This window comes from Helicobacter labacensis, from assembly GCF_003660285.1.
Taxonomy (GTDB): Bacteria; Campylobacterota; Campylobacteria; order Campylobacterales; family Helicobacteraceae; genus Helicobacter; species Helicobacter labacensis.
The window spans coordinates 42,384-53,568 of the sequence record NZ_QXQQ01000008.1; the positions used below are offsets into that span (position 1 = coordinate 42,384).

Genomic DNA, 11,185 nt, shown 5'->3' on the forward strand with positions numbered 1-11,185 from the left:
GTCCTACTTCTCGTTGGCTGTATTGGATTTTTCAGAAAATCATCCTAAGACCTATCAACACTAAAAAAAATGTTAGAATTTTCCAATTTTCCGATAAAAAGCCTGTAATTCGTTGCCACCAAGTTAGCTTGCAAGCTTTCTTATACCCCATATCACAAGCTTTATCATAGTATTTTCGTGCCATCTTCTCATCTTTGACTGTGCCCTTACCATACTTGTATAAGTTGGCTAAGTTATTAGAAGCTGTGGCATTTCCCATCTCTGTCGCTTTCTTATAATACTGAAAAGCTTGAGAGTAATCTTTAGTAACGCCCTCTTCATACTCATACATCACACCCAAGTTATTGTAAGCCAAAGAACGGACGCTGTCATCTTTAGTATCTGTGGCGTTTTGATAGTATTCCAAAGCTTTTTGATAATTTTTAGGGACACCATGCCCATTGTTATACATGAGAGCTAAATTAAAATAGCCCCAAGCCTCTCCCATATCTGCTGCCTTGTGGTAGTATTCTAGGGCTTTAGAATAGTCTTGGCGGACATAATCACCATTCTCATACATGTTCCCTAAATTAGCATAGGCTTTAGCATTTCCCATCTCCATAGCCTTTTTATAGTATTGAAAAGCCATTTGCTTATCTTGTCCCACACCATCGCCATTATCATACATAACTCCCAACCCATTATACCCCCTAGAGTCTCCCATATCTGCAAGTTTTTTATAGTATTCAAATTCTTTTTTATAATCTTTATCTTTGTACGCTTCTTTAGCTTTAGAATAATCACGATCTGCTTCTTTTTTAGCTGTAGTTTCTATGGAGTCGGTGCTCACTAATGGATCTGTTAATTTGATTTTAGAGTGTATGAAATACCATATTAAGGACACTCCCAAAAATAAAAACACCAATACAAACCAAAACCGCCAATCGCTTTTATTCAAAATTTCACCTTACTATTGAATGGTATATTCTACAATTTGAGGATTAAATATTGTTTTGGTTTCTCTCTTGCCTTTAGTATAGCCCTCACTCCACATACTTCCTAAACCAATTCTCAAAGTGTTGGGCACTATCAAAGCTAAAAGGCTTTAAAGACTTGTGGGGTTTATCCACATCTTGGATATCCACTTGGATTTGTCCGCTCTCTAGTGTAGAGATGTGTTTGATTTTGAGATAAGAGGGGATAGCATTGGTGTTCATGTAGAGAGTCCGCCCAATGTAGCTTCCAAAGATGTCTTTGTAGTGTGGGTGTTGTTGTGGCGGTATTGGTTGTTGGAATGTGGGTTGCTCTTGTGTTTTCTGTGCTTGTGGTGCGTGTTGCTGGTATGGGTTGGGTAATGGGTAGTCTGCTATCTTTAAAAAATTCACACTGGCGATTTTCTCTAAAAGCTCTTCTTTGTTGGGGAAAACTCCGTGTTGTTCGTATTCTGTAAGCTCTTGTCCTTGATTGTAGTATTTGAGCACAAACTCATACCCCTTTAACGGGCTGGATGTGATCAATGATGAGTGTGATGTGGGGTTTTGGGGATTTTGGAAGGTATGCCCTAGTATCTCCATTACTGACTCATCTTGTTTGGATTGCTTTGCTTTCTTGCTAGAGCGTTGAATTTCCTTAATCGTGCGCTCACTTCTAATTTTCCATGCAATGTTCTTAGATCGTGCCCAGCTTGCTCCCTGTCTTTGCTAGTCTTGGTAACAGGTTGGAAGTAGAATTGGATGTGGGTGATGCGATTGCCCATGCCTTTGTTTTTTATTTTTTCATAGTAAAGGTTTTCAAAGAGGCACGCTTGTGCTTTTCCATTGCTTGAGTAGTCTGTAGAGAGTCTTGGCATACTTGCCATTAATATTTTGGAACTCCAAGAGTTCAAAAGAAGTGAAGTGGGCATTGAGAAAGTTAAGTAGATAGCCAAAATAAGGCATATTCACTTGGATTTCCATGTTTTTGACTTGAGTCTTTTGGGTGTCATGGTAGTTAATGCGAAACTTCCTAAAGAGCATAATACTCTCTTTAGCACGGGGGTAGAGAATCCAAAAGTTAGCCACTCTGATGTTTTTCCAAAGTCTTTTAACAACACCGCCAAGATCGCTGTGGCTGATTTTAACGGCGTGGGTCATTTTTTTAATCTCATCAAGCTCAAACACCAAGAGCTCATCTTCTCTGTCTTTGAGCTTATGGAATATGGCAAAGAGCAAATTGGCTTCTAATGTGCCTAGCTTGCCTAGAGATACAGAGTTCACATCGTTGTGGAAGGTTACATACTTTTCAGCGATGGCGTTAGGGATTGTGGGGGCGCTTTGGGTGATGACTTCGGTTGTTATGGGTTGTTGGGCTGTTAGTTGGTCTTGGTCTTGTTTGGGGGTTTCTGTGGTTGTAGGTGGGATTGTTGGTTGCTGTTCTAGGGTGTTTGTGATGTTTGTTTGATCTTGTGTAGAGCTTGGAAGTTGGGGGGGTGGGGTTTGTGTATTCAACTCTACCAGCTTTTTAAGGCAGTCAGCCTTTTCTTTTTCCAAAGATTGTCTATAGGCGATGTTTGTTTCGGCATCAATAAGCATTTGTAGATCGCTAAGTTGTTGCATTAAAAATTGCTTCTGTTCTTGCTGGTTCATTGTGTTTGCCTTTGTTTTACATCTAGCCCATTATAGTTATATTGTGCATATTTAAATAGTAATTATGCCTATTAGTGCGGATTTTACTGCCTATTACTCTCCACGAACCCCCTCCCACACGAGCCCCGCGGGGGGATCTAAAAGGTTAAAAAAGCTACGCTTTTTAAAAGGGTTAAAAACCTGCGCGCGAGAAAAACTTAAAAATGGCGAAATTTGGCAAAAAGTGGTGTGTGGAGCTTAGAAAAATGTGAAAAATTGGATGTGGAGGCATGAATCGGTAAGCCAAGCTGACGCTTGGCATCTATATTGCTTTTGGGGGCAAGCCCCCAACCCCCAAGAGAGGGTTTTGAAGTGAGAGTTTTATGCTTAGTTGGGAATATCCACCCCTATGGAGATTTCAATAAATCTTGGCAAGAGAGTAAAAACAATCAAACAGAGCCAGCATGTCTTTGGATCATCAAATAAACAAATGCCATAAACCAAAATATAGCGTTAAATGGCTTTAAATGGCTCGTAAATTGTAAGGTTATGGGTTAAGAGTATCAAACATAGTTTTATGGTTGAAAGCGATTGTGGTGGATTTAAACACAAAAATCATCCAATGACACACACAAAAACAAATTCTTTGTGAGATTCAAGCTTTGTTTTGCCCGCACTAAAGGCTTTAAATGGGATTTCGTGGATTGTAAGTGTGCCATAATCTTGCAAAATTGTGTTGATCTCCTGAAGTGTGATTTTATTTTGGCTTGAGCTAGATTTTGAGGTGTAGGTGTTGTTATAAGTTACAATAAGAGCTTTACTCTTGGAGGACAAGGCGTTGATTAGGTCTTTAAAGGCATGCTTTGCACCCACCTTACAATAGTCGCTCATATTCTCAGGCTGTGGCTTGAGAGCTTTCCCATAGAGTGTGGGTTGATCGTTTTTGGTGATTGTTTCTAGCAAGTGGTAAAACCTCGAGTATTGCCTTGAATTATAAGGCGGATCGATAAAAGCTATGTCAATGGGCGTTTTTAGGCTTTTGGCTAGGGCATTAGTGTCTTTTTGGTTGATGTCTATGGTGTGTGGGGTTTGTAGGGGCTGTATCAGTGTAAATTTAAACCTGTCTTGTAAGATACTCTTTTGCCTGTAGGCATCGTAATGCCCCACAGTGTTGGCGATTTTATCTGCACTAAAGAGCAAGCTAGCGAGCAAAATATAAAATTCTTTGGCGTTGATCGCCCTTTTTTGCAATAAAGCATCGATCTCTGTGCGGATTGCCCCTATTTTACGGGCATCTAATGGGCTAAAAAACTTGTCCCCAAAGTGCTTAGAGTAGTAGTTATCTGGGGGGTTGTCTAGGGTGTTGTAGTGGGCACATAGGGTGTTTAAAAGGGTTTGGTTATAGCTCTCTTGAGCCAAGAAGGCTTGATAAATGGCGTGGTTTGCATGCAAGAAGTCGTTAATGATAAAATGTGTGAAAGCCCCTTGCTTGATAAACCACTCGCTCACCACACCCGTCCCCCCAAAGGCATCCAAAAACACCTTTTCTTTCTTATTTTAAGGTTTTCAAGGTTTAAGATGTCTGCCACAATGGCATTGATTTGGCTTAAGATTTTGGTTTTAGCTCCTGTATAACGGCGATTGGATAGGTTAAACATGCAAGAGCTCGGCAATGTTTGTAGTGTTTTGTAGCCCCCTAATGAAATGCTGGATGTCTAGGTTGCAAATCTCTAGGTCTTCATCGTGTTTGACAAAACGGGCGTATCGTTGGCAATCTTCGTGGATTTTGGGGGCGATAAAAAGGGCGAAATTATGTTGCTGTTGGTGCTGTTTCTTTTCATCGGCTAAATGCCTTGCTATAGGGATGAGTTCGCTTGCAAGTTGTGCTCGCCCACATAACAGACTCACCTCTGTAATGGCATGTGTGTTTGTGTCATGGCACACAATATCGGGCTTACCCCCACTGGCATGGTTCGTAGGCAAACCCTCATCATCCACGCTGTAATTTGGCAAAACTTCCAAAGTTTATAAGCTTGCTTTAGGGCAATGCTTGTAAGAAACTCTAGTCTTGTTGGCTCAGGGATGATTTTAAAAAGGGTGTCTTTGCTTGATTCTTTTTTGTTGGTTAGGATTTTAAGCTCGTGAAAAATTTGTTCTTGTGTGTAGGCATTGGCAAAGCTGTTCAGTTTGTCGTGTTTGACACTCTCTTTGGTCGCAGAATCTGTGCTTGTGGGGATGTCTAGGATCAAGCCATCGATTGTCCCCATGTAGTTGAAATAGGAGAGGCGATCTTTGTACTTGGGGTAGTTTGTGTAGTTTTGGATGACATAGTCGGCCTTTGCACTCTCAAAAGTGTTGATGTCAATGAAAAACCCACCACCCCTTAAGGTTATGAGTTGTGTCATCCGCATTTTGCGGATGTAATCATCCACACCCTCCACACAGACTTGTACTTTTTTAAAGCGATTGGTGTTGGTGCTTTCTAAGAGTTTTAGAGCTTTTTCGTAGATAAGATCATCGCTGTATTGGAAATGCGGATACGCCTGCCTAAAGTCTAGGATATAGTCAGCCAAAGCTAAGTGGTCATTATCTTGCCAGCACAGCAAAAAAGGGATTTCTTGGATATGGATTTTAGAATCACCTATTTTTTCTTTAAGCGTGCATATAGTGTTTAGTAATAATGGCAAAGGGGCGTTTTCGTTGCGCACACGCCTAAAGGGGTTGTTTCTTTGGTATTTCATCAGGGCATTGAGAAACACCCCAGCTACACGCACGCCATCTGCTCCCTCTGTCTGCACGGCGTTGATAAGAATATGCCCCACATTGGAGATAAGTAGGGGTTTGTCCCTTTCGTAGTAGCAAAAACCAAATTCTTTAGAGAGTTTATACCAAGTATCAAAACGGCTCTCCCATCCATGCATAAAGCCCGCTTCTTTGTGCTCTTGTGGGGAGTTGTTGATGATAACTTGGAGCTCAGTTTGACTAAATGCCAAGCCATCTTTTAAGTGTTTTTTATAAAATTTTTTCTCATATTCGGTTGCATAAAGCCTTTCTTGGATCAAAATAGCGACAATCTCCATGATCAAGGCGTGCGTTAGGGTGCGGTTTTCAAAGCGTGCAAGCACTTCTAAAAACTCCGCCATGCGTTTAGGGTTACGCATCGTGGTGCTGAAGGATAGGATTTTATACTTGTATTTCTTAGGTGTCTTTGGTTTATTAGACATTGGTGATGAATACCTCTTTTGAGTCTTTTTTTAGGCTATTATCCTTAAAGCTGATGTAATTGCTTTGGATGTCAAAGGTTTTATAATTTTTGGCAAACTCAAGCAAATAGGGGTTTTCTTGTCCTTTGTGGGTTACAAGATTAGAGAGCCCCCAAGCGACACCCCTAGTGTCTAAATCGTGTAAAAAGGCGTATAAATCCTTTTCTTGTGCTGTGCCCCACAGCTTGTTATACTCGCTCCCACTGATGAGATAGGGCGGGTCGCAATAGATAAAGTCGCCCTCTTGAAACGCCATCTGTCCTAGAAACTCTCTAAAATCTAGGCAAGAGAATTGGATTTTTTGCGATTTCGTGCGCTCAAAGTAGGTTTTTAAAGCCCCCACAACATTGCGGTTAAAATCCACATTGCCCACAGGCAAATTAAACTCTCCCTTAGAGTTGAAACGCAACATGTGATTAAAACCATAGATTAGGAGCAAGTAGAGTGCATCTAGGTCTTGTTTATGGGCATTAAAGTCTGCTCTTAGGTGTGCATAAGCGTGCTTGTTGTAGCGGGCAAAGTAGGTCTTTTTATGGGCTTGTCTTAGGGCAAGGGGGGGTATGTGGTCTTTAAATGAGCAAGAAAGCCCATAGGCTTTGATTTTTACAAGCATTTTTTCCAAGAAGTCTTCAAAGTCTTGGGCAATGAGAGCTTGGTGCAAGTGGATGAGATGGGGGCTGATGTCGTTGAGTAGGTATTCTTGGGCTTGTGTGTTTAAAAATGCACTCCCCCCGCCTGTAAAAGGCTCAATAAAGCGTTTGATTTTTGGCAAGAATAGGGGTTTTAATTGGGGCATGAGCTTGTATTTATCCCCCACATAAAAAAACGGAGAGCGTAGGGTTGGTGAGGAGCAAGCCGAAGTCTTGCGATCTAAGAATAGCTTTTTTGGTGGGCTTTGATATTTTGTGGCAGTTTTCATGTTTGTGGCTCTCGTGTAGGGTCAAGGGTAGATTTTAACACAAATACCATTTAAGTTTTTGGCTTTTTATGTTGGGTTATTTTCCCCATGCTTAAGTTTTAATTCTATGGATTTATGCTTTTTTGCCTCAAAAAATACTTATCACTATCCATTCAAATCCCCTTCCCCCTACCTTGTTGGCTTGCTAAAGATTTTTCTAAATCTGTCTTTAGCTGTGTAGTTATGGCAACTTGCTCACTCAACTGTGTTTGCACATTTGTCAGCTCTGTTTGCAATCTATCCTTTTCGCTTTGTAGGGTATCTCTTTGGGCTTGCAAGCCCTCCACTTGGCTCTCAAGCTTGGCAATTTTGGTTTTCTGTGCATTGTTTTCTAAGTGTAGGTCGGTGTTTCTAAGCTTGGTGTTCTCCTTCTCTAAGCTCTCAATCCTTTTCTCCTTGTCTTCTAGCTGTGTTGTCAGCCTTAAGGTTTTGCCCTTATAGTATTGGGCATCCCCTTTGACTGTCTCTAGCATTTGCCCGTATGCATTGCTATTCTTAAACTCTGTAGCTAGCTTGCCCATGCCATTCTCTAGCCCTCTAATCCCCTCTAGCAAGTCTTTATGTTCCCACTCCCTAGCTTTCTCTATTGTGGCAAGAATAGGCTTGAGCTCTTTAGCTAGGCTTGTCTCAATCTCGCTGATGTGTTGTTTTAAAAACTTATTCCGCCTACTTTTGGCAATGTGCTCAAAGTATTTCGGACTCGCATCTTTAACCCCCTTGCCCATTAGTAAAGCCATCGCGTTCATCTTTGGGAATTTGCTTGCAAGCAAATTATCTGCAAGGGCTGCTAGATAGGCGTGGTATTCTGCTTTCTTTCCCTCATTATCTTTTTTCCATTGGATTATGTCTTGCATCTCTGTGGCTTTCTTGGTTTGGAGTTTCTTTAGCATGGGGTGAATGGTTTGTTTAATAAACCCTTGCAATAGGGCTTTTACCTTGTCTGCATACTCTTGTAATTTGGCTTCTTTGTCAAGCTTGCTTGTTGCCCTGTCTAGTTCTTTGGCGTGCTGTGTTTGTAGTGTCTCTAGTGCTTTGGCGTGCTCTATGTCTTTTGTTTCTAATGCCCTATCTTTATCCCCTAACGCTTTGCTTAAGTCCTGCACCTGCTTGTCTTTGGCTTCTAGCTCTTGCGCCACTTTTTCTAAGGTCTTATCTTTCTCTTTTAATGCTCTAGCATGTTCTATGTCCTTTTCTTGCAAAGCTTTGGCGTGGCTTTGCTCTCTAATCTCAAGCTCTTTGTTGTGCTCTTGCTTGAGTTCTTGCACCTGTTCAGGGCTTAGATAGTCCTTGTATTACTCTTGCAAGGCTTGGTAACGCTCTTTGGCTTCTTTCTCTATCGTAGCAATGCGCTTCTTTAGGTCAGCAATACTTAAGCCCTCATCTTTCAAGGCTCGCAAAGCTTTGTAATCCTCTTGTGTAAAGAGTTTGAGATCACCTAAGCCTTGATTAATAGCAATCATTTGCTTACGCACACTCTCTATGAGTGGCTTGACTTCTTTGATAGTGAGCTTTTTGTCTTGCTTATCTTGTGGAGCAAAGATGGTAGCAAGGTCTATGAGCGTGCTCTCTAGCTCTATTTGGTTGTCTTTGAGTTCTTGGTATTCTTGGGTTAAAGAATTGTTTTCACTATCAAGCGCACGGATACTTGAATCTTTTAACTCTAAAGTTTGCTGATACTCTTGCTCTTTGGTTTGTAAAGTTTCGTGTTCTATTTTCAGTTTTGCTAAAGCAGTTTCTACCTCTTTGAGCTTCTCAAGCTCTTGCCCTGCCTTTACATTCTGTTGCGTGAGCTCTACGATCTGTTTGTCTTTTAGCGCATTGTCTGCTTGACTAACACTTAGTTGGGTTTTCAAGTCTGCTAAGGCTCTCTGCTGATCTGCCAAACGCTTGGTAGCCTTGTTAGCTATCTCTTTCACACCACTCTCTAGGTTATCTGCACCTAAAGCTCTAAGGCTTGCATAGTCCTCCTTAGTGAATAGCTTTTCCTCACCACTCAAAAGGTTATTAACCACTATCATCTGCTTACGGGCTTGCTCTTTTAACGCCTTGAGTTCTTTAGAGGTGAGCTTCTTGTCTGTGGGTGCAACAATGGCTATGAGTTCGTTTAACTGAGTGGTGAGTTCTGTGTTAGAAGTTTCAAGCTGTTTAATAGTGGCTTCTAGTTCTGTGTTGTGTCCTTGAAGTGTTTGCTTCTCTTGGGTTAGAGTGGCGTTAGTGCTCTGTAGCGTGGTGTTTTCTTGCTGGGCGGTGTTTAACTGCTGTTGGGTGTTTCCTAATTGGTCTTGCACCTCTCTAGCTTTTTCTGTGAGAAGTTTAATACTGCCCGTGTAGTGCATTTTTCCTTTGGGTATCCAAGCGGATAGAATAGCGTTGAGGGTGTCGCAAAATCTAAACAATTCTCTTGCGATGGCTTCCCAACTCTGGCTTTCTCCCCTAATCTCAATCTGCTTAGCTCTTTCTTGTTCCATCAACTTGCCATAAGCTCTAGGCTCAATGCGTTTAGCTCCGCTCTTTCTTACATCAACACCTCTTTGCATGCCTAAGATGTCAGCGGTCTCTGTTTGGATTTGTCTTAAAGCTCTTGGGGTCGTTTTTCTAAACAAACTCTTGCCCGTGTGCTCATCTAACATAACAAACTCTAAATGAGCGTGGTGATTGATACGAGTATTGCCTTCATCATCTACATGTCCCTCATCTCTGTGGATAGCGATTTGGTAGCATTGAAAGCCGTATTTGGTTTTGAAGTGAGTGGCTAGTTTCTCTAAGTCCTGCATGGTTGTGTCGGGCTTGATATTGACAACGGCACTCCAAAGATAGCTCTTAGCCTGAAACCTCTGCCCTACATGCTCTTGGTAGTCTTGCATGGCTTTAGAAACAATGGCATTCTTTAAAGCCTCTGCCTGATCTGCATTCCTATTAACCTCTATGCCACCACCCACCTTTGCAACATCAACCTTTGGCAGTAAGTAGCTAGGTTCTATCGTGCGGTCGTTATGTTGCGCTTGGACTTTGTTTTTTGTTTGCTTGAAGTGGATTGAGGATATACCGCCCATCGCTCACCACTTGCAAACTTACTTCTTTTGTGTCTGTGGTTTTCTTAGACTTAAAGCTTTGATTAATTCTTGTTCTTGTACTTCTGTTGCTTTAAGGCGTTCCATAACTTTTGCAAGTCTATCATTCAACTTCACCGCCTTCGTTTCAATTTTAGCTTTTTGTTCCTAAACATGATTAAGCTTCTTTTGCAATTCTCTTGCAGTCATAGTGGTTAAAGGCTTTGGTGTCTTTTTGCCTGACGAAACACTAACGGGCTGTAAAGTCTGTTCGTTAATAGGTTGCGCTTCACTATCAAGCTGTGGGTTACTTTGTGCTGTCATCATAAATCCTTGTGTTGAATTGTGCTATTATAGCAAGTCTTTAAGCCTCTATGGCGTTTGAGTAGCAAACTATCAAGCGAACTTGTGAGCGACCCGTAAGGGTGGTTAGTTTGCAAACTAACCACCTCTAAAGAGGACACGGCGCAAGCTTGTTTGGTTAGTTTGCCCTACGGGGCTAATGCGTTTTTGTCTGTCCTCACTTCAAATAACATATCCTTCAGGCGATGCTTCACACATCTCAAACGCCATTATACTGCTCACATCTTCATCGGGTGCTTGCCAGTCATCAGGTACAAAAGTCTCTTGCGGTTCACCAAAGAGGGTCAGGCCATAGTCCGTTGGCACTTCCTCATCTGCACCTAAGAGAGAAAGGGCTATTAGCTGTTGGTCTTGTGTTGGTTGTTCCTCTTGTGGTTTGTTTAGTTTGGCTTCTAGTTTGGCTAATCTTTTTTCCACTGGCGCTTCTAGCGACTTACCCAAACCTGAATGTGCTAGCGTGTCCTCCTCATCGCCACTAAGCTTAAAGGTTTTCTCAATGGCATGATCTACCACATCATCATGCAAAAACACACTCTCATCTCCGCTAGCGTAGGTGTCAAGGGCATAGGCATAGCACATCTTGGCAATGAGCCATATTCTGTAATTGTAGGGCGTGTCCTCCTGTAGCGCCTGCCAAAGTGGGTCATCATAGGGGACAAAGCCGCCGTTCTTTCTATGATCTGCAAGGGTTTCAGGGTCAAACGCCTTTTTGAAATAGTCAAGCACCTTTTCTAAGTAAAGATAGGGATTTTTGCTTTAGTCGGCTGTTGCGCTGGCTCTATAAAGAAGTTTTATCAATGCTTGGCTATTTAGTGGTTGCCATGTTAGGGTATTGTTGAATACATTGATACCATTAAACTCACTCCCCATACTTCTTAAACCAATTCTCAAAATGCTTCACGCTTTTAAACACAAAAGGTTCTAAAGCTTTTCTTGGTTTGTCTATGTCTTTGACATCCACTTGGATTT

General features: G+C 41.7%; 10 protein-coding genes and 1 pseudogene. All 11 read right to left on the reverse strand.

Features of this window, described 5'->3' with window-relative positions; translation table 11 throughout:
* Positions 1-31: 31 nt before the first annotated feature.
* The 11 genes and pseudogenes from EAO33_RS03915 to EAO33_RS03955 all read right to left on the reverse strand — a co-directional run bounded on the left by EAO33_RS03915 (position 32) and on the right by EAO33_RS03955 (position 10,942).
* On the reverse strand, positions 32-937 hold the full coding sequence (locus EAO33_RS03915) for a tetratricopeptide repeat protein (protein ID WP_120945196.1): 906 nt from the start codon (positions 935-937) through the stop codon (positions 32-34).
* Positions 938-1,022: 85 nt separating this feature from the next.
* The gene (locus EAO33_RS03920) at positions 1,023-1,460 is read right to left on the reverse strand and encodes a hypothetical protein (protein WP_120945198.1); all 438 of its coding nucleotides are present in this window, start codon (positions 1,458-1,460) and stop codon (positions 1,023-1,025) included.
* Between the two features lie 309 nt (positions 1,461-1,769).
* Positions 1,770-2,603 carry a replication initiation protein gene (locus tag EAO33_RS03925; protein WP_120945200.1) on the reverse strand — a complete coding sequence of 278 codons (834 nt, stop codon included), beginning with the start codon at positions 2,601-2,603 and terminating at the stop codon, positions 1,770-1,772.
* A 594-nt stretch (positions 2,604-3,197) separates the two neighbouring features.
* Positions 3,198-4,240 (reverse strand): annotated as a pseudogene (locus EAO33_RS03930) (DNA adenine methylase).
* On the reverse strand, positions 4,233-4,580 hold the full coding sequence (locus EAO33_RS09440; protein WP_235853044.1) for an AlwI family type II restriction endonuclease: 348 nt from the start codon (positions 4,578-4,580) through the stop codon (positions 4,233-4,235). The pseudogene EAO33_RS03930 and the gene EAO33_RS09440 overlap by 8 nt, the downstream one beginning before the upstream one ends.
* A complete protein-coding gene (locus tag EAO33_RS03935; RefSeq protein WP_235853045.1) occupies positions 4,487-5,806 on the reverse strand; it encodes an AlwI family type II restriction endonuclease in 1,320 nt (439 codons plus the stop codon). Before EAO33_RS03935 ends, EAO33_RS09440 begins: the two co-directional genes overlap by 94 nt.
* Positions 5,799-6,641: a DNA adenine methylase gene (locus EAO33_RS03940; RefSeq protein WP_235853046.1), complete on the reverse strand. Its 843-nt coding sequence runs from the start codon at positions 6,639-6,641 to the stop codon at positions 5,799-5,801. Before EAO33_RS03940 ends, EAO33_RS03935 begins: the two co-directional genes overlap by 8 nt.
* A 275-nt stretch (positions 6,642-6,916) precedes the next feature.
* On the reverse strand, positions 6,917-8,068 hold the full coding sequence (locus EAO33_RS03945; protein WP_120945204.1) for a hypothetical protein: 1,152 nt from the start codon (positions 8,066-8,068) through the stop codon (positions 6,917-6,919).
* Between the two features lie 27 nt (positions 8,069-8,095).
* The gene (locus tag EAO33_RS09215; RefSeq protein ID WP_205589495.1) at positions 8,096-9,856 is read right to left on the reverse strand and encodes a coiled-coil domain-containing protein; all 1,761 of its coding nucleotides are present in this window, start codon (positions 9,854-9,856) and stop codon (positions 8,096-8,098) included.
* Positions 9,857-10,021: 165 nt separating this feature from the next.
* A complete protein-coding gene (locus EAO33_RS09050) occupies positions 10,022-10,177 on the reverse strand; it encodes a hypothetical protein (RefSeq protein WP_162982202.1) in 156 nt (51 codons plus the stop codon).
* A 201-nt stretch (positions 10,178-10,378) separates the two neighbouring features.
* A complete protein-coding gene (locus tag EAO33_RS03955; RefSeq protein ID WP_120945207.1) occupies positions 10,379-10,942 on the reverse strand; it encodes a hypothetical protein in 564 nt (187 codons plus the stop codon).
* Between the last annotated feature and the right edge of the window lie 243 nt (positions 10,943-11,185).